Source organism: Salinibacterium sp. SWN139 (genome assembly GCF_015864625.1).
Taxonomy (GTDB): domain Bacteria; phylum Actinomycetota; class Actinomycetes; order Actinomycetales; family Microbacteriaceae; genus Rhodoglobus.
In genome coordinates this window covers 629,767-650,649 of the sequence record NZ_JADYWV010000003.1, presented here as the reverse complement: position 1 = coordinate 650,649, position 20,883 = coordinate 629,767, and the positions used below count along the sequence as shown (strand labels likewise).

General features: G+C 63.5%; 20 protein-coding genes. 4 read left to right on the top strand and 16 right to left on the bottom strand.

Annotation, left to right across the window (positions count from 1 at the left end; translation table 11 throughout):
- Positions 1–55: 55 nt before the first annotated feature.
- The 5 genes from I6E74_RS13060 to I6E74_RS13040 form a co-directional block, all read right to left on the bottom strand.
- A complete protein-coding gene (locus I6E74_RS13060; protein WP_231605002.1) occupies positions 56–832 on the bottom strand; it encodes an FAD:protein FMN transferase in 777 nt (258 codons plus the stop codon).
- The gene (locus I6E74_RS13055) at positions 832–1,362 is read right to left on the bottom strand and encodes an FMN-binding protein (protein WP_197126317.1); all 531 of its coding nucleotides are present in this window, start codon (positions 1,360–1,362) and stop codon (positions 832–834) included. Before I6E74_RS13055 ends, I6E74_RS13060 begins: the two co-directional genes overlap by 1 nt.
- Positions 1,359–2,792 (bottom strand): ferredoxin reductase family protein, encoded by a 1,434-nt coding sequence (locus I6E74_RS13050; protein ID WP_197126315.1) that lies wholly within the window; start codon positions 2,790–2,792, stop codon positions 1,359–1,361. Before I6E74_RS13050 ends, I6E74_RS13055 begins: the two co-directional genes overlap by 4 nt.
- A 65-nt stretch (positions 2,793–2,857) precedes the next feature.
- A complete protein-coding gene (locus I6E74_RS13045) occupies positions 2,858–4,243 on the bottom strand; it encodes a cell wall metabolism sensor histidine kinase WalK (protein WP_197126305.1) in 1,386 nt (461 codons plus the stop codon).
- Positions 4,243–4,920 (bottom strand): response regulator transcription factor, encoded by a 678-nt coding sequence (locus I6E74_RS13040; protein WP_197126303.1) that lies wholly within the window; start codon positions 4,918–4,920, stop codon positions 4,243–4,245. The genes I6E74_RS13045 and I6E74_RS13040 overlap by 1 nt, the downstream gene beginning before the upstream one ends.
- Before the next feature lie 99 nt (positions 4,921–5,019).
- On the opposite strand from I6E74_RS13040, the gene I6E74_RS13035 reads away from it, so the two are divergent.
- From I6E74_RS13035 to I6E74_RS13025, 3 genes are all read left to right on the top strand, one after another.
- Entirely contained in the window at positions 5,020–6,048 is a 1,029-nt protein-coding gene (locus I6E74_RS13035; protein ID WP_197126301.1) for an ornithine cyclodeaminase family protein, read from the top strand.
- Between the two features lie 66 nt (positions 6,049–6,114).
- Complete coding sequence (locus I6E74_RS13030) at positions 6,115–7,596, top strand: aminopeptidase P family protein (protein WP_197126299.1); 1,482 nt, start codon at positions 6,115–6,117, stop codon at positions 7,594–7,596.
- Positions 7,597–7,642: 46 nt separating this feature from the next.
- Complete coding sequence (locus I6E74_RS13025) at positions 7,643–9,100, top strand: flotillin family protein (protein ID WP_197126297.1); 1,458 nt, start codon at positions 7,643–7,645, stop codon at positions 9,098–9,100.
- A gap of 138 nt (positions 9,101–9,238) precedes the next feature.
- On the opposite strand, the gene I6E74_RS13020 is transcribed toward I6E74_RS13025, so the two are convergent.
- The 8 genes from I6E74_RS13020 to I6E74_RS12985 all read right to left on the bottom strand — a co-directional run bounded on the left by I6E74_RS13020 (position 9,239) and on the right by I6E74_RS12985 (position 17,306).
- The gene (locus I6E74_RS13020) at positions 9,239–9,382 is read right to left on the bottom strand and encodes a MetS family NSS transporter small subunit (protein ID WP_197126295.1); all 144 of its coding nucleotides are present in this window, start codon (positions 9,380–9,382) and stop codon (positions 9,239–9,241) included.
- Positions 9,379–10,962, bottom strand: a complete 1,584-nt coding sequence (locus I6E74_RS13015) for a sodium-dependent transporter (protein ID WP_197126293.1) — start codon at positions 10,960–10,962, stop codon at positions 9,379–9,381. The genes I6E74_RS13020 and I6E74_RS13015 overlap by 4 nt, the downstream gene beginning before the upstream one ends.
- Positions 10,963–11,142: 180 nt before the next feature.
- Entirely contained in the window at positions 11,143–12,219 is a 1,077-nt protein-coding gene (locus I6E74_RS13010) for a C45 family peptidase (RefSeq protein ID WP_197126291.1), read from the bottom strand.
- On the bottom strand, positions 12,216–13,043 hold the full coding sequence (locus I6E74_RS13005; protein ID WP_197126289.1) for an ABC transporter ATP-binding protein: 828 nt from the start codon (positions 13,041–13,043) through the stop codon (positions 12,216–12,218). Before I6E74_RS13005 ends, I6E74_RS13010 begins: the two co-directional genes overlap by 4 nt.
- A complete protein-coding gene (locus I6E74_RS13000; RefSeq protein WP_197126286.1) occupies positions 13,040–13,837 on the bottom strand; it encodes an ABC transporter ATP-binding protein in 798 nt (265 codons plus the stop codon). Before I6E74_RS13000 ends, I6E74_RS13005 begins: the two co-directional genes overlap by 4 nt.
- The gene (locus tag I6E74_RS12995) at positions 13,837–14,664 is read right to left on the bottom strand and encodes an ABC transporter permease (RefSeq protein ID WP_197126284.1); all 828 of its coding nucleotides are present in this window, start codon (positions 14,662–14,664) and stop codon (positions 13,837–13,839) included. The genes I6E74_RS13000 and I6E74_RS12995 overlap by 1 nt, the downstream gene beginning before the upstream one ends.
- Positions 14,661–15,602, bottom strand: a complete 942-nt coding sequence (locus tag I6E74_RS12990; RefSeq protein ID WP_197126282.1) for an ABC transporter permease — start codon at positions 15,600–15,602, stop codon at positions 14,661–14,663. The genes I6E74_RS12995 and I6E74_RS12990 overlap by 4 nt, the downstream gene beginning before the upstream one ends.
- A gap of 69 nt (positions 15,603–15,671) precedes the next feature.
- On the bottom strand, positions 15,672–17,306 hold the full coding sequence (locus tag I6E74_RS12985) for an ABC transporter substrate-binding protein (RefSeq protein WP_197126280.1): 1,635 nt from the start codon (positions 17,304–17,306) through the stop codon (positions 15,672–15,674).
- 134 nt (positions 17,307–17,440) lie between these two features.
- Between I6E74_RS12985 and I6E74_RS12980 the strand changes: the two genes are divergently transcribed.
- Positions 17,441–18,478, top strand: a complete 1,038-nt coding sequence (locus I6E74_RS12980; RefSeq protein WP_197126279.1) for a LacI family DNA-binding transcriptional regulator — start codon at positions 17,441–17,443, stop codon at positions 18,476–18,478.
- Here the strand turns inward: I6E74_RS12980 and I6E74_RS12975 are convergent.
- The 3 genes from I6E74_RS12975 to I6E74_RS12965 form a co-directional block, all read right to left on the bottom strand.
- The gene (locus I6E74_RS12975) at positions 18,475–19,842 is read right to left on the bottom strand and encodes an NAD(P)/FAD-dependent oxidoreductase (RefSeq protein WP_197126278.1); all 1,368 of its coding nucleotides are present in this window, start codon (positions 19,840–19,842) and stop codon (positions 18,475–18,477) included. The two genes, I6E74_RS12980 and I6E74_RS12975, sit on opposite strands and share 4 nt — an antisense overlap.
- 113 nt (positions 19,843–19,955) lie before the next feature.
- Positions 19,956–20,105 (bottom strand): hypothetical protein, encoded by a 150-nt coding sequence (locus I6E74_RS12970; RefSeq protein ID WP_197126277.1) that lies wholly within the window; start codon positions 20,103–20,105, stop codon positions 19,956–19,958.
- A gap of 207 nt (positions 20,106–20,312) precedes the next feature.
- Positions 20,313–20,786, bottom strand: coding sequence for a hypothetical protein (locus I6E74_RS12965; protein WP_197126276.1), 474 nt, complete (start codon positions 20,784–20,786; stop codon positions 20,313–20,315).
- Positions 20,787–20,883 lie beyond the last annotated feature (97 nt).

Genomic DNA, 20,883 nt, shown 5'->3' with positions numbered 1-20,883 from the left:
CGCTGGTCGCGCCGGCCGTAAGGTGGCGCGTGGGCCGGCTGGCCGGCTACGAAATTTACTTCGTAGTTAGCGCGTGCAGCAGCCCCGGCGTCGCGCTCATTGCACCCGCGCGGTCGACCGTGATGACATCCACATCCCACCGGTCAGTCACATCGTCGAGGGCAGCGTGGCCGCCCGCCACGATCGCCGTTGCCAACACATCGGCGGTCACGATGTCATTCGCGACGACGCTCACTTGAACGAACGAGATTGGCTCGGTGCTGCCTGCGCGCCAGATATGGTCACCGCGTTGTGCGCTGCCCGACGTCGCAATCGCGCGCCGCGGATGTCGCAACTCCAGCGAACACAGGAGCTCCGTAGGCGAGAGCGGCTCGGCGATCCCGGCACGCATGACCCGCGGACCGAGCGGCGAGGCCGACGCGGTGGCAGGAGTTGCTGCGCCGGTGGGGGAGACGAGGATGTCGCCACCGACGTTGATGCTCCACTCCGGGCATCCGACCGCGATCAGGTGCTCGCCGGCGTGCTCGATAGCTTCGGCCTTGACGATGCCGTTGAGATCGATGGTGCCGTCGGGGCGATGGGGGCTAAAGTTGCCGCCGGTAGCGGAGCGCCACTCGAGGGCGCGCGAATAACTGGCGAGTAGGGGAGGGCTGGCGTGGGAGAGCGAGGTGTGACCGGCGGCGATCAGACTCAGCTCGGAGTCGGGCGAATAGAGGCTGTAGCGGTCATCAATCGTGCGAAAGATGCGCTGCACCTCGCTGACTTCGGAAGCCCACGCGGCAGGTAGTTCGATCGACGCCATCGTGCCCATGGTCGCAAACGCGCGCCGCATCACGCGCCGGCTTGATCGAGCGCCGATTGAAGCGAACTCAAATACGCATCGGTGGTGTACGTTGCCCCACTCACGTTCGAGACTTGGGCGGACTGCGATGACAACACCTCACTGCGCAAAATGGGGGCGGCACGGTTGCTGATCTGCACCGAGCGCCCATCCTCGTCGGTCAACTGCAGGGCGGTGACATCGGTGATGCTGCCGGACGCGATGGTGACCGCCACCTGCACGTTACCGAACCGGGTGCTTACGCTCGACCCGGTGTAGGTGCCGTCGGCAGGGCCCGCTGTCGTGGGGGCAGCGGCAGCGGTGTCCGAACCCGGCGTGCTTGAGCTGGTGCTTCCGGTGCTGCTGTCAGTAGTCGCATCGGTGCCGGCGTTCGTGCCGCCCGCGGTGCCGTTCGTCGCAGCATCCACCGGTAACGACAGCGAAGTGCCGTCGCTCGTCGTGACGCTCACGCCGGCCTGATAGCCGACGATCAGTACGCTCGTCGAGGCGAGAATGCTGCCTAAGATCGCTCGTGTTCTCACCAGTCGAACCTTTCTGCGTGAATCTGCTGGGGGCGGATGCCAGAAGCGTGAACGTCGGCCTCAATAAGGTCGAGCCACGTCGTGGGGCCGCAGAGAAAAACGTCGGAGTCCGCCAGCTCGGGGAAGGCGCTCTGCAGGGTGACGCCGCGCTCATAGTCCGCAGCGGTCATCCAACTGTCGATTCCGCGGGGGCGGTGGCCGATCATCGAATAACAGGTTGCACCTTTCGCTGCAGCAATGGCCCGGATTTCGTCCCAGTGGTAGGTTTCTTCGGCGGTGCTCGCGCGCAACAGGATGGTCGCTTCGCCGGGCGCGAACGACGCTTGTTCGAGGAGCGCGCGCACCGGGGTGACACCGATCCCGGCGGCGATGATGGCGAGTTTGGGGGAGGTGCGGGCAGCATCCGAAAACAAACCGTAGGGCCCCTCGATGCTCACCCGGGTGCCGACGGGGATGGTCGTGAGTTGGGCGCTGCCCGTTCCCAGATTGCGCACGGTGATGCGTGCCGAGCTGGCCGTCGGCATGGCCGACAGCGAGATGGGGTGCGAGTGCCACCAGGTACGCGGCGTCCAGAAACGCCAGATGAAGAACTGGCCGCCGGATGCTCCGAGCCCCCGCAGATCGTTGCCCGCAAGTTGAATCGTGCTGACGCCCGGCGCGATCTCGGTGACCGCGGCCACGCGCATCCGGTGGCGGAGGCTCGAGACGAGTGGCTCGGCGAAACGGAACGTCACGATGCTACCGAGGGCGACGACGTAGAGCGCGATCCAGTACACGCGCTGAAGGGTGCCGTCGGCGAGCACGCCACCGACGCTCAGCTGATGGGGAAGCGCGAACGCGACCGACACGTAGCTGAGCAAGTGGACCAAGTGCCAGCCTTCGTAGCTGAATCGGCGACGAACCGCGATCAGCGACGATACGACTACGGCGATCATCAGACCGAGCGCAATAAACGCGAGGGGCATGTCGGGCAGCGACAGCATCGGGCCGATTTCGGCGATCGGGTTGATGCCCGAACTGAGCCCGTAGCCGGTAAGCAACAGGGCGCCGTGGGCGAGAAGAAGGTAGAGCGCCGGCTTGCCGAGAGAACGGTGAACGGCGATGGCGCGGTCGTGGCCGATGGTGCGATCGATGAGCGGGATACGGGCGGCGAGCACCAGCATCACCAGAATGAAGTCGGTGCCGACCAGGCCGGAGACGATGCCGATGCTCGTGACAGTCTCAGCAACCGAGGTAAATTGGTCGACCCCGCCGGAGGCCAGAAAGAGGGCGGCCGCTGCTGCGCCTGAAGCCCAAAGCGCGACGACGAGCAAATCAGAAAGGCGTGCCCGCCGCGCAAAATTGCGGCGGTAATCGGGCGCGGTAGCGACGGCTGCTAGGGCAGTGCGAGGCCGGGCCGTAGCGGCGCGAGGGCGAACCTGAGTGGACATGTCCCTACTGTGCTGGCTTCAGCTATGGGATCGCTAAGAAAAACCGCCCATTTGCGTGAGCGAATTCACATGTTGGGGATCAGCACCGTTGCACGCAGGCCATCGCCGGTGTTGTCGACCGTGGCCGACCCTCCCGCCGCAGTCGCGATGGCCTGAACGAGAGCAAGCCCGAGTCCGCTGCCCCCAGTCGCGCCAGTGCGCGAGACATCGGGGCGCGAGAAGCGATCGAACGCGATCGGGATGAACTGCTCAGGCATGCCGGGACCATCGTCGGTGACCTCGAGATGGAGACCATCCACTTCGATACTCAGGGCCGCAAGAATGCCACCGCCGGTCGAGATCGCGGCAATCGCGTTGGAGAGCAGATTATCGACGAGGCGACCGAACGACTGCGCCCCGATTCGAAAGCGCGCCTCCTCATCGACAGCGGAACACGTGAAATCGACTCTCGCCGCCTTCGCCATACCGAGAAGACGAGCGCGGTCAATGCTGCCCGTGAACTCATCAACAAGTTGTCCGGCGCTCGCCGTCGCCGTGCTCGCCTCCGTCTCGATACGGCTCAGCTCGAGAAGGTTGGTAGCCAATGACGTCAGGCGATCCACGGATGCTTCCGCCGCGGTGACCTGGGCGGCGAGAGCCTTCGCATTGCCAAAGTCGGCGTGTGCGAGCTCAAGCTGGGTGGTGAGCGCCGCCAGCGGCGTGCGCAACTCGTGGGCGGCATCCGACACCATCTGTTTTTCGCGATCGGTGGAGGCTCGCAGGCGGGCGAGGAAGGCATTGAGGGTTGTGGCGAGGGCCGCGAGCTCGTCATCCGCACCACCTACGGGGAGGGCGGTGTCAGTATCGCCGCTGAGCTGTTCCGCTTTGCGGCGCATTGCGTTAACCGGGCGCAGCGCAGCGCTGGCGAGCCCCCACGAGGCGAGGCCGAAGCCGAGCAGCAACACGACCCCCGCAACGATGAGGATGCGATCGAGGCCGTGAAGCGCGAGTTGGCTCGCGGCGGTACTGCGTGCCGCCCACAGCTGCCAGGTGCCCGCGTCCGTGGTGAGGGTGCGCCCGGCAACGACAAACGATGGGGCATCGTCGTCGTCGGTGGCTTTACCGTCGTGGTCGCTGCCGTCATCCTGCACGACAATCGTGGTGTCGCTGGGGTCGGTGCGCGTGACTTCCTTGGTGATGCCCCGGGGAAGAGTGTTGACTTGCACGTTGCCGTTGGGATCGGTGATGTAGACGAGAACGCCGGTGCCTGGGTCATCCACTGATTCATCGGGGTTCGCCGTGATGTCGGCAACAAACGGTGTGAGGTCACTGGTGGCGAGCGAGCGATCAGCTTCGGTAAGAATGTCTTGCACCGCAATGCGCACCACGACGAGCGCGATGAGCAGCAGGATCATTGCGGCCGCAACACTGCCGAGAGTGATGCGGGCGCGAATGGACAGCTTCGAGAACATCACTCCACCTCTGCCAACGAGTAGCCGACACCGCGAACCGTGCTGATGGTGACGCCCGACACTATCGGGTCGAGTTTGCGCCGCAAGTAGCTGACGTACTGGTCGACAACCGTGGCATCAATGTGGGCGCTCGTGCCCCACACCTCCTCCAAGATTTCGGCGCGGCTGAGCGTCTCGCCAGTGCGAGAGCTGAGCATCCAGAGCAGAGCGAATTCTTTAGAACTCATCGGCAATGCTGTGCCGCCGGATGTAGCCCGCACGGTGGCAGCATCGAGCACGAGGTTGCCAATTTTGCGGCTTGCTTTCGCGGCAGTCGTATCGCGGCGAACAAGCGCCCGGATGCGGGCCGCGAACTCCGCAAATGCAAACGGTTTGGTGAGGTAGTCGTCGGCACCGGAGTCGAGGCCGAGTACCCGATCTTCCACGGCGTCGCGCGCTGTGAGAAGCAGCACGGGAAGGTGGTTGCCTTGTTCGCGCAGGTGCCGACAGATTTCGAACCCCGACATTTCGGGGAGCATGACATCGATGGCGGCCGCCGAGAAGTCGTCGCTGGCTACCGCAATGAGCGCATCCATGCCGTTAGCGACCAGAGTGACCGTGTAGCCCTCAGCTTCGAGGCCGTGCTGAACGAGCGCGCCCATGGTCGCGTCGTCCTCCACGACCAGGATGTTTGTCATGATGGCCAGACTACGCCCGTGAACGGGGAACTCGACGAGGTTGCGCGGGCGGACGCCGCGATACCATTGGCGCTGCAGGTGTTGAGAGAAGGGGCATCAATGTCCGAGCAGAATTCGCCGATCGAGCCCCGCCCGGAAACCCCTATTTCGAGCAGCGTAACGGCGCCCGCCTACCTCGACGACGCGGCCGTGCGGGCAGCGATTAGCCCAGGCGCGGCCGTTGCTGCCGTTCAGGATGCGCTGAAGGCAGGCTTCGAACCCGGCACAGACCATGCGCGCGTTTTTGAGAAGCTGACGCGCGGCGACTTTCTGTTGATGCCCTCAGAAGTTGGCCCGTATGCGGGAATCAAGGTGCTCACCGCTGCTCCGGATAATCCGGGCGTCGGGTTGCCCCGCATCCAAGGTCTCTACATTCTCTTCGACTCCGAGACTCTTACGCCGCGACTGTTGCTCGATGGTGCTGCGTTGACGAGCATCCGTACCCCGGCGGTGTCGCTGGCCGCCACGGCGGGGGCGCTGCTGCGCTCGTCGGAGCCGCTCGACGTTGTCATCTTTGGGGCGGGGCCTCAAGCGGTCGACCACCTCGCGACCCTGCGTGCTGTTCTTGGAGATCGTCGGCCCCTCGCCTCGGTCACCGTGGTGGTGCGCACGCTGCGTTCGGTGGAGCTGCCCGATGTGCGGGTCGTGCAGACCGGAAGCGCCGAGGCTGAGGCTGCCGTCGCTGCGGCCGGGGTCATCATGTGCGCCACGACCGCGCGAACTCCCTTATTCGACTCCGCTGCCGTGCGCTCGGACGCTGTGATCATTGCGGTGGGTTCTCATGAACCGGATGCTCGTGAACTCGATAGTGCGCTGATGGGACGATCTCAGGTCGTCGTCGAAGATGTTCCGACAGCGTTGCGCGAATCCGGAGACGTGATCATGGCGATTGCGGAGGGCGCTCTCACCGCGAACGAGCTCATTCCGCTGGCGGACGTCATCCGGGGCGGGATGGTGCTCGATGGTGCTCGCCCGGTTCTGTTCAAGAGTTCGGGCATGAGCTGGGAAGACTTGGCCATTGCGGCCGCCATCGCGCACAGCACCGCACACAGCACCGAGCACCGTATCGCCGCGCCGCAGTCGCCCTAGCTGGCCCCGCGACTCCCGCGGTCCCTTCACATTTCACCTCCGCACGCCACAACGAAAGACAGCACCATGCACTCGACATCTAATTCTCACCAGCACACCGCGCCGGCGGCTTCCGTGGCGCCGCCAGTGTCGTCAGTTTCGCATCCCGATCGAGGCGACCCGCGCCTGCCACATTTACGCAATGCCACCGGCTTCGTGGAGTACATGGAGACCGGCTGGGCTGCTCCCGACCGAACACCTGACACGGTTCCCGGCATTGCGACGGCGACGGCGGCACATCGCGCACGCCTGAGCCCGGCATTTGCCGGTCGCACGATTGTGGTGGCCGGCGGCGTTGCTCCGGTGCGCGTCAACGACAACTACTATGGCTTTCGCCCCGACAGCAGCTTCTTCTGGTTGAGTGGCTGCTCGGCCGAAGACGCCGTGCTTGTCATGAGCCCGACGAGTGGCGGCCACGACGCCACCCTCTTCATTCCCGCGCCGGCATATCCCGGTGAAGCGGACTTCTTCGCGAATGCCGCGCACGGGGAACTCTGGGTCGGCTCCGCACCGGGCATGCCCGAGTGGACGGCCGCGCTGCAGATTGAGACGCGTCCACTCTCGGAACTCGAAACAGCGTTGAACCGCGCGAGTGACATTCTGCTCACCGGCTCGCTGCACGGAGCCCACCGGCTACTGCGCGACATCCCCGTCTCTCAGGATCTTGGCCGGGTGCTCTCGGAGATCCGCATGATCAAAGACGAGTGGGAGATCGCCGAACTGCGCGGTGCTGTGAACCACACGATCGAAGGCTTCAAGGCGGTCGCTCGAGAGATCCCGCAGGCCATCCAGTTCGGCGGCGAACGCTGGTTGCAAGGAACCTTCGACCGCTACGCGCGCACCGTCGGCAACGGCACCGGCTACACGACGATTGTCGGAAGCGGCAAGAACGCCCCCGTGCTGCACTGGGTGCGCTGCGACGGCCCAGTGAATCCCGACGCCGCCGTACTGCTCGACATGGGAGTGGAAGCTCGCTCCTTATACACGGCGGATGTCACACGCACGTTGCCGGCATCCGGAACGTTCACGACAGCCCAGCGCCAAGCGCACGACCTGGTTGAGAAGGCACACCGTGCGGGACTCGCGGCGGTCGGCCCCGGCAAGATCTTCAGCGACTTCCACCTCGCCGCGCTCGAAGTGATTGCAACCGGGCTACACGACTGGGGCATGCTGCCCGTCTCGGTCGATGAGGCGCTGAGTGCCCAAGGTCAGCACCACCGTCGCTACATCGTGTGTGGCATCGGGCATCACCTTGGCCTCGACGTGCACGACTGCGCGCAGTCGAGCTATTCCGCCTACCAGAGCGGCGAACTCCAGCCCGGAATGGTCATGGCAGTCGAGCCCGGACTCTACTTTCACGAGTGGGACCTGACCGTGCCACCCGAACTGCGCGGCCTTGGCGTGCGCATTGAAGACAACGTACTCGTGACGCCGACGGGCCACGAAGTGCTCTCGGATGCCCTGCCAATTACAGCGGATGGCATCGAAGGGTGGATGCGCGCGCTGTAACCAAGGACAATGGGTGGTGATCGCTCATTTTCTGAAAGGTGCATACATGGAATTCTTCGCCACTGGCGGACTCGTCCTCCTCATCGGGATCGGGGTGGTCGTTCTTGTTGTACTTTTCTTGGTCATGCTGCTGATCGCCCGCGCCTGGTTCAAGGTCGCTCGCGCCGACGAGGCCCTGGTTGTCTCGGGTCGTTCGCAGAAGGATGGCGCGGGTAATGACTCTGCCGTCACCGTTATCGTCAACGGCAAGGCTTTGGTCAACCCGATCACGCAGCGCCACGAAACGATTTCGCTGCGTTCGCGCCAAGTCTCGATGACCGCAGAGGCGCAGTCGGCTGACAACGTGACCCTTCAGGTCGAGGCTGTTGCCATCGTGAAGATCGGTTCCGACGCGAACCTCGTGCGCCGCGCCGCCGAGCGCTTCGCTTCGCAAGACAGCGCCATCGAGCAGTTCACCACCGAACAGCTCGAAGGTGCCCTTCGTGGTGTCGTGGCCACGCTGTCGGTTGTGGAGCTTATGCGTGAGCGCAAGAAGTTCTCCGACCAGATCGCAACGGATGTCTCCACCGAGCTGTCGGAGCAGGGTCTGATTCTCGACTCGTTCCAGATCAAGGGCATCGGCGACAAGGTTGGCTACATCCAGTCGCTCGGAACCCCGCAGATCGAGTCGAAGCGTCGCGAAGCAGAACTTGCTACCGCTGATGCGAACCGCGAAATCTCCAAGCGCAACATCACCGTTGCTGAGGCAAACCTGATCGAGCAGACTGCGCTCGACAAGAACACCGCAGACTCCAAGGCCGAGGTCGGTAAGGCTAACGCTGAAGCCGAGCAAGCCGAAGCTCTCGCCCGCGCCCGTGCCGAGCAGGGCGTTCTGCAGCAGCGTGCTGAGAACCGTCAGGCAGAGCTCGACGCCGACGTGAAGCGTCTCGCTGACGCCAACCTGTACAAGGCGCAGAAGGATGCCGACTCCGACGCCTACCGCTTGGTTAAGGGTGCAGAAGCTCAGGCTCAGATCGCCGCTGTTGAAGCCGAAGCCGTGCGCGTTCGCGCCGCTGCTGACGCGGATGCCACCCGCCTTGCCGGTGAAGCTAAGGCTGCCAGCATCGAAGCAGAAGCTGGCGCTCTCGCCAAGCACCAAGACGCGCTCCTCGCGCAACGTGCCCTCGAAACTCTCCCGCAGGTTATGGAGCAGTGGGCCAAGGGGTACGGCCAAATCGGTTCTGTCACCGTCATCGGCGGCAGCGGAGCCAGCGGTGGAGACACCGTCGGCACCGAAAGTGCGGTCGCATTGCGCGGCACGTTCGAGTCGATCAAGGCCGCCACTGGCCTCGACCTCGCGTCGATCATCCAGGGCCGCACTGTTGGTCAAGCCGTCGGCGAAGGCGCTCGTGGCCAGTCAGGTGACAGCACCCTCGCTGCCACCCTCGCCCACGCCGCAAACACCGTGGCGGATGCCGCACCCCAGTCGGCTTCGGCCGCTACCGAGGGCGACACCGCCGAGTAGCACTCCGCATCTCAGCTAGAACGGCAATGGCCGGGCATCCTCGCGGGTGCCCGGCCATTGTTGTTTGGGCTGCCTGTGGTGTGCGTGACGCTTGAGCTAGGAAGCCTTCCCGCCGACGCGATCGCCACGCAGCGACTACTAGTCGTTGTCGCTGACCTCGTCGGCGCCATCCGGATACACGTCGAGCTGCGGCTTGCGGGCGAGGAAGGCGATGCTCGCCACGAGGCCGCCCCAGACGAGTACGGCAGCGACGAGGAAGAACGTGATGGCGATGCCGCTCATTTCTTGAGCTCCTTCAGTGCTTGAGTGCTGGGCCACGGGGTGAAGTCATCCGGATCGTGCTCCCAGCGCAGTGCCGTCATCGTGATTGCGCCGATCAAGATCACTGCGATGGTGCCCCAGCCCGCTACCGCGAGGTACCAGAGCGGGTATCCCTCGTAGCCTTCCGTGACGAGCACGATGATGCGCTGGATGAGCATGTAGAGCAGCACGATCGGGGCGAGAACGCCGACGAGAATTTGCCAGAGCGGGCCGACCTTGAAGGTGGAGACAGCGTTGAGATGGCCGGCCAGTTCGGGGCCCTTGCGGAACACCCAGATCACGAGAATCGTGGACGCGATCGCCGCGACGACAATGCCGATGTTGTTCGCCCACTGGTCGACAGTATCGAGCGTGATGAGACCTGTAGTGGTCGAGAACAGCAGCACGGAGACGATCGCGAGAGCGGAGCCCACTCGAATCGAAGCCTGGCGGGCGGTTATCCCGAACTTGTCCTGGAAGGCGGAGGACACGACCTGAAGCACGGACAGCAGGGACGTGAATCCGGCCATGACGAGCGAGCCAAAGAACAGAGCACCGAAGAGCGGACCGCCCGGCATTTGCGACACGATCGCGGGGAACGTGATGAACGAGAGCCCGACACCGGTGATGCCTTCAAGCTCATCAATGCCGACACCCTGCTGGAAGGCGAAGAAGCCGAGCGTTGCAAAGACACCGATGCCGGCAATGATCTCGAACGAGGAGTTAGCGAAAGCCACGACCAAAGCGGGCGCTGTAACGTTCGCCTTGCGGTTGCGGTACGACGAATATGTGATCATGATGCCGAAGGCGATCGACAGCGAGAAGAAAATTTGGCTGTACGCAGCGATCCACACACTCGGGTTTCCGAGCGCCGAGAAGTCCGGAGTGAATAGCGCGTCGAGGCCGATCATTGCGCCATCTAAGAACAGCGCGCGCACCACCAGGATGAGGAAGGCGACGACGAGCAGCGGCAAGAAGATCAGATTGGCGCGCTGCACACCCTTGGCGATGCCAGAACCGAGCACAGCCAACACGGCAACCCAGACGAGTACGAGCGGGATGAGAACGGCCGGCACGAACTGCGAGCTGAAGCCGGCATCCGAAGTTTGCAAGAATTCGTTGACGAAGAATCCGGCAGTGTCATCACCCCAACGCAGGTCGAAGCTGAACGTGAAGTAGCTGGCAGCCCACGCGACGACCGCCGCGTAGTACACGGCGATAACGATGCAGATCCACACTTGGAACCAGCCAAGCGACTCGAGCCACTTGCCTGCCTTGCCGCCGAGACGACGGAACGCGGTCGGTGCTGAGCCGCGAAAGCGGTGACCGATCGCATAGTCCAGAAAGAGAATCGGGATGCCGGCCGTGACCAGTGCGATGAGGTACGGAATCAGGAATGCCCCGCCACCATTCTCGTAGGCGACGCCGGGGAAGCGCCAAATGTTGCCAAGACCCACGGCGGAGCCGATGGCCGACAGGATGAAACCAAGCTGGCCCGACCACTGTTCACGGGGCCGCGAAGCGACCGTTCCGTGTTCTCCCGAATGCTGTTTCGTTGCCACAGTTGCTCCTCTGCGTGATGGTCACCCGAATGACCGTCGCTGGGGCCACCCCGAAATAGCGGCCCGCTACCCCCGAGGGAGTGCTCTCACGTTAACACTGGAGGGCGTCGCATTGCGAGATGTGACAGAGAGAAATACACCGGCGTCTGCGCGAATAGTGGTGGGCCAGCAGCCTGAAAGCTAAGCGCTCAGCGCTACCAGCTGCACCGTGGTTGCGGTGCCGACATCCTGGGGCGAACCGGCAGAGACGGTCATGGTGCGGGCAACGGCATCCAGCGTCACAGTGGCGAGTGTGGCCCACCGGTCGCCAAAGACTGAGCCGGGCGCGGGCACGCAGCACAGTTGAGCGGCATCGCCGGGCTCCGACAACATATAAGGAATGAGGTCGCTCGCTACCGAAGGCAAGGGCTTCGCGGCGACCCGTTCAACGAGCACGTCGTAGCGCGCTTGCGTGTCGGGGTCATAGAGGCCGAGCTTTTCGCCGGTGCTGAGCACGGGATCCACGAAGTGGTTGGTATGCACCAGCACGCCGTCAACCGGCTGCAGCACCGCGGCGCCTTCGGGGTTCAGCTCGACAATCACCGCTCCCTCGGGGCTCACCACCGTGATCGCGCTCGAGGTGCTGACCGGGGCGGTGCTGAGAATCTCCACTGCCTCGGCGAGCGTGGTGGCTTCGGCAAGCACGCGTGCGCCGACGAGGTGAACGGGCACGCCATCCGGCCGGTCGGCGGTATGACCGAGGATATTGAGCATGATCCCGACGCCGGCATCGTTGATGCCGATTTTGCTGAGGATGCCATGCTCCGTGAGCCCCACAAAATTGCGTGGAGTTCCCGAGACTTCCTGTAGGTGCCAGAAGGCAGAGAGCTCTTCGTGCCAGTCCCAGGTCTGAGCACTCACCGGGTTGCCGGCGGCATTCACGATCGTGGAACACTCGCCCGGCTTCGCGCCGACCGAGCGAGACAAGATCTCGGTGCGGGCGTTGAGAGCCCCGATCTTCCACAGCGGAATCTTGCTGCCTGAGGCAACGCCGCGCATCTCATCAGCGAGATCGGGGCTCCACGCCTCGGTGACGATGACGGCCTGCTCGCCGTGCTTCTGTACCTCGGTGCGGGGGATGCCCGAGGTCTCGAACAGGTCGAGGTAGATCTCGATTCCGCGACGCAGCGCCTCGGCGGTGTCGAGCCCGCGAGAGAGCCCGCGCTGAAACGCATTCGCCGAATCGATGCGGATGATGGTGGGTGTCGTGCCGGTCATGAAGCGATCTCTTCTCGAAGCTTGGCGATCATTCCGCGTTGGGGTTTCCAGCCCGGGCGCGGAGCGCAGGCAAGCAACAGGCGGGTGTACGGATGCTGGGGTGCGGTGAGCACCTCGGTGGTCGTTCCGCGTTCAACGATGCTTCCCTTGCGCATCACGACCACCTGATCGGCGATCATTTGAACGACAGAGAGGTCGTGAGTGATGAAGAGGTACGTGAGCCCTTGCGAGACACGCAGTTCCGCCAAGAGCTCCAAGATTTGCGCCTGTACTGTCACGTCGAGGGCGGCGACCGACTCATCGAGCACGATGACCGAGGGGTTGGCAGCTAGCGCGCGAGCGATAGCCACGCGCTGTTTCTGGCCGCCGGAAAGTTCGCTCGGCAGCGCATCCATGAATCGTGTTTCGAGCCCGACGAGCGTGAACAGTTCGGCGCAGCGTTCGCGCCGAGCAGGCCCACTCAGGTCAGCGTGGGCACGCAGAACCTCGTCAACGGCAACCCGCACGGGCAGTCGGCGGTTCAACGAACTTTGCGGATCCTGAAACACCATTTGGATGTCGCGGGCTCGGCGCCGCAGTTCCTTGCGGTTCGCGCGCGGGGCGACGGGTTCACCGTTGACAGACACCTCACCGGAGTCAGGAGTTTCGAGCCCCACGATGATGCGCGCAAGGGTCGTTTTTCCCGAGCCGGATTCGCCCACGACGGCTAGGCACGAGCCTTTGTCGATCGTGAGCGAGACGGCATCGAGCGCCGTCATGCGCTTCTTGGGGCCGGTGGGGAACGTCTTGGTCAAGCTGGTCACAATGATTGCTGGCGTGGTCATGGTGTCGTGTCGCCTTCCAGAGTCCAGGTGATTCCCGCGGGGCGCGATTCCATCAGGGAGCGCGTATACGGATGCTGGGGGTTGTCGCGAAGCTGTTCCGGCAATCCGATTTCCACGATTTCGCCGTCCTTCATGACGGCGATGCGGTCGCACACGGCGGCGGCAAGGTCGAGGTCGTGGGTGACGAAGAGCATGGCCATGCCGAGGTCGTGACGGCATTCGTCGAGAATGGCCATCACTTCGGCCTGGGTGGTCACGTCAAGCGCGGTGGTGGGTTCGTCGGCGAGCATGAGCCGCGGCTTGCCCGCAATCGCTCCGGCAATGACCACGCGCTGCAGCATCCCGCCCGACAACTGGTGCGGGTAGGAACGCAGTACGCGCTCTACGGCATCGATGCCGACTTGCTCCAGCAGTTCGCCGGCCCGCAGCCGAGCGGTGCGAGTCGGCTGGCCTTGAGCGTCGTGCATTCCCTCGATGAGGTAGCGCTCGACGGGCAGGACAGGATTGAGAACCGCGTGTGGGTTCTGGGCGATCATCGAAACATCGTTGGCCCGCATCCGTCGGAGCTCTTCGCCACGGAGGGCGCGAACGTCGACGTCGTCGAGGGTGATGGAACCGGTGACTTCGGAGCCGGTGGGCTCAATCTGCAGAATTGAGCGCAGGGTCATCGACTTGCCGCTGCCCGATTCGCCGACGAGTCCGACGGCTTCTCCGGTGGCGACAGCAAGGGAGACATCGCGCAGAATCTGGCGATCGGCGCCGATCGTGAGTGAGAGGCTGGTGATATCGAGCATCAGGCTTTCCTCCCTGCAGCGGCACGGCCGCCGAGTCGTTCGCCGACATAGCCGACTGCTGCCACGGTGATCACGATACTGAGGCCCGCGAGCACGCTCTCGGCGGGGTAGCCGTTGAGCAGCGATTGTTGACCGTTCGATACCATGAGCCCCCAGTCAGCTTCGGGCGGTTGAACGCCCAAGCCGAGGAACGACAGTGCGGCGAGCTCGATCATGGCGAACCCAAAGTTGATCGTGGCGCCCGTGACGATGAGCGGGGCAACGTTGGGCAAGAGATGGCGCACGGTAATGACAGCGCCGGAGATTCCCTGCAGTTCAGGGGAGCGGATGTACGGCAGGTTACGTTCGCGCATTGCCATGCTGCGCACTACGCGTGCCGAATACGGAATATAAGCAACCGCCAGTGCGAGTGCCGCCGTGGTGAGGCTTGGGCCGAAGACCGCAATCGCGAGCATCGCGAGCAGCAGGTTCGGGAAAGCGAAGAGCAGGTCGAGAAGGCGGCTGAGCGCCGAGTCGACGAAGCCGCCAAACCAGACCGCGGTGAGCGCGATGCCGGTACCGAAGATAGCGGTGATCACGACGACGATGAGCGGCCCGGTCAAGCTGGAGCGAGCTCCCCACACCAGTCGCGAGAAGATGTCGCGGCCGGCTTGGTCGGTGCCAAACCAGTGCTCGGCAGACATGCCCTGGTAGCGCTGAGTGACGGATCCGATGGTCGGATCGTAGGGGGCAATGATCGGGGCGAGGAGCGCGCCGAGAACCACGACGAGGATGATGCCGCAGGCAATGAGGCCCAGCGTTCCCATTCGTTCAGCGAATTGTTTCATCGGGTCTGCTGCACTTTCACTCGCGGATCGATGGAGGCATAGAGGAGGTCAACGAGAAGGTTGATCACACCGAAAGCAGCGACGAGCACAATCGCGATGGCTTGAACGACCGCGAAATCTTTGCGCTGCACGGCGTCGACGAGCAGGGTGCCGATTCCGTCGAGCGTGAAGGCGTACTCCACGACGAACGAACCAGCGATGAGGCCCGCAATGTGAACGCCGACGATCGTGCTGACCGGCAGCATCGAGTTACGGATGACGTGGCGGCGCATGACGAGGCCCTCGGCAACGCCGCGAGCCCGAGCCATCACCGAGTGTTCGGAGTCGCGCTCTTCGCGAATGGAGGTGCGCGTGATGCGCGCTACGACGGCAGACGAGGGGAGTGCGAGAGCAAGCGCGGGCAAAGTGAGATGCCAGACGCGGTCGATGAAGCCGTCGCCCGAACCAAACACCGGGAACCAGCCGAGGCCGACGCTGAAGATGCTCATCAGGATGAGGGCGGCGAAGAAGGTGGGGATGGCGAAGCCGAGGTTGGAGCCGAGCAGCACTACCTTGTCGACGATTCCACCCTTGGTGCCCGCGAGGATGCCGAGACCGACACCCAACACGATGATGATGATGGCGGCAAGGGAGACCAGCATGAGGGTGGTCGGCAGGCGCCCGGCGAGGAGGTCGCCGACATCCTGCTGGTTAGCGAGCGAGCGGCCGAAGTCACCTTGAAGAACGTTGATGAACCAGTTCCAGAAACGAACGAGGAAGGGATCGTCGAGGGAGTACTGGGCGCGAATCGCGGCAAGCACCTCGGGACTGACGGTTCGACCCTGAACCAGAAAGTTTTCGGGGCTGCCCGGAGCCGCATACATGGCGGCAAAAACAAGAAAGCTGGAGGCGATGAGGACCCCGATGAGGGCCGCAAGTCGTCGAAGGATGAAAGTCACTGCGGTGTCTACTTCCGTGGGGATGAAACCCGGGGGCTGCCAGCCGAAGCGGCAGCCCCCGAGGATGAACTATTCGCCCGAAGCGCCGAGGTCGGCAGCCCAGGGGTAGTACAGGTAGACGAAGGATGCCGGAGCGCCCGTGATGCCATCCTTCATGAAGAGTCGTACAGCGGGGTCAACGATCGGGATCCACGGGAGGTCTTCCATGGCAGCTTCCTGAACCTCGTTGACGAGCAGGGCGCGCTCGCTCTCGTCGGTGGCTGCTGCGGCTTCGCTCAGGAGCGAGTCGATCTCGGGGTTGCTGTATTCGCTGTAGTTCTGCGAACCGTCGCTGCCGACAATGGCACGGAGGAACGAGAGCGGGTCAGGCACATCCATGTAGTTGTAGGTGACGAAAGCGTCGTGACCTTCACGCGCGGCGGGGTCGGAGAAGAAGGCACCGAACTGCGCGCTGGGAACACCTTCGGGTTCAACCGTGAGCCCAATTTCGCGAGCACCATTGGCGATTTCCGAAATGATGTCGGCGTAGTAGGTGCGCTCCGAGGGGTACACGATCGAGATTGGCTGAGTGATGTCAACCGTGGCACTCTCGAGAACCTTCTTGGCTCCTTCGATGTCGATCGCGGTTTCGGCGAGGTCATCGCGACCTGCCGTGAACTCGCTGTCGCCGTAGGCCCAACCATTGTTGGGTACGAGCGAGCGAGAGGCGGTAGCCGTGCCCTCGAAGACCGTTGCGGCGATGGCATCCCGGTCGGTGGCCATCATGAGAGCCTGGCGAACAGCGGGGTCAGCAAAGGCGCCGTTTCCGGTACCGATGATGGCAACGAGCTGAAGCGAATTGCCGAGGTAGAGCGTTCCGGCTTCGGATTTCTCCAGTGTCGGCAGTGCTCCGAGCGGCACATCGTACGAACCGTCGATGGCGCCGGTGTCGAGCGCGGTGGCGATCGAGGCGGAGTCAACGATGAAGTTGATGTCGACCTGAGTGGTCTTGGCCTGCTTGGCGGTGTTCCAGTAGTTCTCGTTCTTGACGAGCGAGATCGACTGACCCTGATCCCATTCGCCTACCGAGTAGGGGCCGGTGCACATGACCTGCCCGGTGGGGTTTCCGTAGCTATCGCCGGCAGCTTCGCGGTGTGCTTGCTGCACGATGGTTCCCGCGGGAGTGACCATGTAGGAGTTGAAAGTGGCGTCAGGTTCGGTGAGGGTGACGGTGACTTCCCAGTCATCCGTCTTCTCGATCGAAGCGATGTTGCTGATCAGGCCGCCGGCCCAGTAGCTGCCTTCGTTGGCATCCGCGTGGCGACCGAGGCTGAACACTACGTCGTCGGCGGTCATTTCGGCGCCGTCCCAGAACTCAACGCCCTGGCGGATTGTGTAGATGTAGGTGAGGTCGTCGGGGGTCTCGACCTTTTCAGCGAGCCCGGGCTCAATCGAGAAGTCGGGCTGCAACTGCATGAGACCTTCACACAGGTTGGCCACCACGGTGTTCTCGGGATAGTTGAACGACTTGATCGGGTCGATCGACGCTGGCTCTCCGAACGGGAGGTTCCAGGTCACCAGATCGAGCTCGCCGGTAGCGGCGGGAGTCGTAGTGAGAAGGTCGTCGGTGTCGATGCTGGATGAGGTGTCGCTGCTGGTGCCTGCGGCACAGCCGGTCAGTGCGATGGCAAGAATGCTGCCGATCGCGATTGCTTGTTTCTTCATTGAATTGCTCCTAGGTAGATAGAACCTGAACGCTAAGACGCTTGATGTGTGTGAAAACCTAGCTGACCAAAACGTTTTGGGGGAGATATTGCCAAAACGTTTTACATTCCGGAAATGAGCGCTAACCTGCCAGAGTGAGTACTGCGCGAGGGCGACGACGATCAACCATCCACGATGTGGCGAGGCACGCCGGGGTCTCCATCACCACGGTTTCGCACTCCCTCAACGGCAAAGGCGTGGTCGCGAAAGCCACGCGCCAACGCGTCATCGAGGTCGCCGCCGAGCTGGGCTATAGCGCGGATGCCATCGCTCGCGGATTGCGCAGCAACCGGCTCGGATTGCTCGGCCTCGTCATCCGCCCGCTCGACACTCTCGGCTCGTATCAACCCGAAGGTGTCGACTACTTTCTGCGGTTCGCCGGCGCTGCAGCGGTGGAAGCCTTGGACTGCGGCTACGGGCTTGTGCTCATGCGCGACCCCACCGCCGGCAACGCTCCCGGCATCGCGCTCGCGGCCGACGGCTTCATCATTTCGGACCCGCTCGCGGGAGACCCGGTGATCGATTTGCTCACCCGAAACGCGATCCCGCTTGTTGCGGTGGGGCGCGATGTTGAGCGACCAGACTTCACCGCCTGGCTCGGTGGCGGCACACTGCACAACGTCGACAGCGTCATTGCGCACCTCAGCGAACGCGGGGCTGAGCGCATCGCTCTCGTCACGGGAACTGACCCCAACTCGTGGAACGCCGACAGCGAGAGTTCGTACCGAGCGTGGGCGCTCGAGAACGACCAAGCGCCCGTCGTCTACAACCAAGACGAGCGACTGGGTGAAGAGGGCGGGCGTGAGATTGCCGAGAAGCTGCTGGCTTCGGATGCGCCACTACCGGAGGCGATTTACTGCCTCACCGGGCGGCATGCGGCCGGTATTCAGATCGGGCTGCAGGCCGCGGGCTACCGGATTCCGGGGGACGTAATGATCGTCGCCGGCTCTGACTCCGAACAGACCCGCAACAGTGCCCCGCCGATTACGTCTGTTGATCTCGCGCCGGAAGTCACGGCCAAAGCTGCTGTCTCGTACCTCGTGGCGTTGCTCGAAGCCGACGAAGACGACCAGCCGTCGCCGCCCGAGATCGAGTATGAGATTCGCGAGCGTGCGTCGACGCGGCGGGGTTAGAGCGGCGCGACTAATCCATCGAACGAGAGCTCAGTCCCGAGGATGTTCTCGGCGGCGCGGTGACCGGAGCGCAGCGCCGCGGTGACGGTGGCGGGATCATCCGTCCACGTTGCTTCTCCCGCAAAGTGCAGCACGTTCTCCACCGGGGTGGCCATCAGGTCGTGGTCTTCGGGGGTGGATCCCGGAGTCATGTACGCGTACGACCCGTACGAGTAGGGGTCGTCTTGCCAGCGCGTCACGAGCACGTCGTCGGGTTGCTCGACGCGCTCGCCGTAGAGCCCGCGCAGGGCGTCGAGAACGGACGAGCTGATCTGTTCATCGCTCCAGTCGCGCGCCTCGATGGCGCTGGGGCCGGCCGCGAACGTGAGCAGGGTGGGAACACCGTGCAGGTCGGTGAGGTCGTACCAGGAATGCCACCACTTGCCAGCCTCACCCTGCTGGCGAATCGCGTAGACGTTTTCATCCCAAAAGCGGGTGGGGAAGCGGAGAAAAACCTTTTCGAAGTTGTTCATCTCGAAGCCATCAATGGCGTGGGTGAGCCACTCGGGCAACGCTGGCTCGAACGCGAGATCGCCGCTCTTGAGTACTCCAATCGGCACCGTCACGACAACGCGGTCCGCAGCGAATTCGCCCTGCGCAGTGGCAACCGTGGCGCCCTGCTTCGACCAGCGGATGCCGGTGACCACATGCTCGAGACGCACATCGAGCCCCGCCGCGAGATTGGTGGCCAGCTCGTCATAGCCGTTAGGGAACACCACCTCGTCACCCTCGACCGTGTCATCGTCGAGGCCGTGCGCATCGAGCAACCCGGCATGCACGCCATACTGCTCCTCGGAGCGGTGCAGCACGAACTCGCGCACGCGCTCCGCCCGATCGGGGTTCCAGCCGCGGGTGGAAAGCGCGGCGTCGGTCGCCTGCTCATAGTTTGAGCCGAGAGTGGAAGCCTGAACCGCCGTCGCAAGATGGGCGTCGAAGGTGCGTACGTCATCCGCGAACTGGGCGACAGCGTCATCGCTGAGGCGCTCGCCGGTCGGGCTGTAATACGCGATGGGGCGGCCGGTGGGCTGGTAGCTGCCGACCGTGAACTCGACCGTGCGCATGCCGAAGGCGTTGACGATTTCGGTGAGGGGGTTGTCGTCGACGCCGTGAATCCAGGATGCTCCGCGGTCGGTGGCAACGTTGCCGGAACGTTCGGTGTGGGTGCGGCCACCGGTGCGGTCGCGGGCTTCGAGCACGAGCACTCGTTGGCCGGCCTGCGCCAAGAAGCGTGCCGCCGTGAGGCCGGAGACTCCGGCGCCGACGACGATGGTGTCGAAGGCTGTCGCGGCAGGGTCGACGGTGGGCGCGCTAGCGAAGTCGGTCATGAGGTCACAGTAGCAATGCGGTGCTGGGCTCTGCTCACCCTGACGCTTATTTAGGGTGCACCCAATGTGGACGGTTCGCGACCGCGACCGCGACCGTCCGTAAGGGGAACCTATTACGGTCGGTAGTCTTCGCGGTCTTCGTAGAGTGAGCGAGCGCTGGGATCCGCGCTTCGGCCACCGTTGGCTGCTCCGCCCGACTGGGTGAACACGAATGCCAGGCGCTTAGCGACCCGACCCATCACAGTGAGAAACCGTGTGAACATCGTTGGTCCCTTCTCGGTTAGCTCAACTATATTCAGCACCGCAGTTCGACTTCAATACTCGCGTCCGCATCCCGGAGTTCGAACGGTGTCACAAGCGGAGCGCCGAATGCGCTGATGTCATCACACACGCTTCGGCCGCTCACTACGAGACGCCGTTGCCGAAGTCAGGTGTACCGCATTTCTTCTGACTCAACCGTGCAGAAGCTCCTAACGTCCCGCTTCTAACTCTGCGACGTTGGTCAGGGTGTACTGGGGGAGCGCTAGGAAGATGGCGGGGTTGCATGTCTCATCAGAAACTACGACGTCGCTACCCGTTTGGGCGTCGAAGTTCAGGGACCAGCACAAGCTGTACACACGCGTTTGGGCGGACAGCCCGGAGTCGGCTCGTCCAAAACTGGTCGTGAACACAACTACGTTCATGCGGTCTTCGGCGACCGAACTCGACGTGAGCCAACTAGCGTCCCCGCTTCTGAACCCGGACACGATCTCGTCATCCGTCCACCCGTAGATGTTCAGGCTCACGCAGCCGTCGATATTTTCCGCAAATTTCTCAGGGTCTGTCACCGGAGCAGATTCTTCCGCACGGAGTTGAATGCAATTGCGGGCATCCTCGAAAATAAAGGCGGTGCGGCTGAACGCTGCGTCATCTGCTTGGGCTGGCATGTCATTGAAGGACGTCACGTCGCTACACCCAGCTAGCGCCGAGATGGTGAGCCCGAATGCCGCTAGGTAAGTGGCAGCTCTAGTGAAGTGCAAGTTCTGCCTCCAGCGCGTCAGG

Coding starts and splice junctions, on each gene's coding strand:
- I6E74_RS12995 (WP_197126284.1), bottom strand. CDS start 14,664: ATGAAACAATTCGCTGAACGAATGGGAACGCTGGGCCTCATTGCCTGC.
- I6E74_RS13020 (WP_197126295.1), bottom strand. CDS start 9,382: ATGAGCGGCATCGCCATCACGTTCTTCCTCGTCGCTGCCGTACTCGTC.
- I6E74_RS13060 (WP_231605002.1), bottom strand. CDS start 832: ATGCGGCGCGCGTTTGCGACCATGGGCACGATGGCGTCGATCGAACTA.
- I6E74_RS12985 (WP_197126280.1), bottom strand. CDS start 17,306: ATGAAGAAACAAGCAATCGCGATCGGCAGCATTCTTGCCATCGCACTG.
- I6E74_RS13045 (WP_197126305.1), bottom strand. CDS start 4,243: ATGTTCTCGAAGCTGTCCATTCGCGCCCGCATCACTCTCGGCAGTGTT.
- I6E74_RS13050 (WP_197126315.1), bottom strand. CDS start 2,792: ATGTCCACTCAGGTTCGCCCTCGCGCCGCTACGGCCCGGCCTCGCACT.
- I6E74_RS13005 (WP_197126289.1), bottom strand. CDS start 13,043: ATGACCACGCCAGCAATCATTGTGACCAGCTTGACCAAGACGTTCCCC.
- I6E74_RS12970 (WP_197126277.1), bottom strand. CDS start 20,105: ATGTTCACACGGTTTCTCACTGTGATGGGTCGGGTCGCTAAGCGCCTG.
- I6E74_RS13010 (WP_197126291.1), bottom strand. CDS start 12,219: ATGACCGGCACGACACCCACCATCATCCGCATCGATTCGGCGAATGCG.
- I6E74_RS13030 (WP_197126299.1), top strand. CDS start 6,115: ATGCACTCGACATCTAATTCTCACCAGCACACCGCGCCGGCGGCTTCC.
- I6E74_RS13040 (WP_197126303.1), bottom strand. CDS start 4,920: ATGACAAACATCCTGGTCGTGGAGGACGACGCGACCATGGGCGCGCTC.
- I6E74_RS13000 (WP_197126286.1), bottom strand. CDS start 13,837: ATGCTCGATATCACCAGCCTCTCACTCACGATCGGCGCCGATCGCCAG.
- I6E74_RS13035 (WP_197126301.1), top strand. CDS start 5,020: ATGTCCGAGCAGAATTCGCCGATCGAGCCCCGCCCGGAAACCCCTATT.
- I6E74_RS13025 (WP_197126297.1), top strand. CDS start 7,643: ATGGAATTCTTCGCCACTGGCGGACTCGTCCTCCTCATCGGGATCGGG.
- I6E74_RS12975 (WP_197126278.1), bottom strand. CDS start 19,842: ATGACCGACTTCGCTAGCGCGCCCACCGTCGACCCTGCCGCGACAGCC.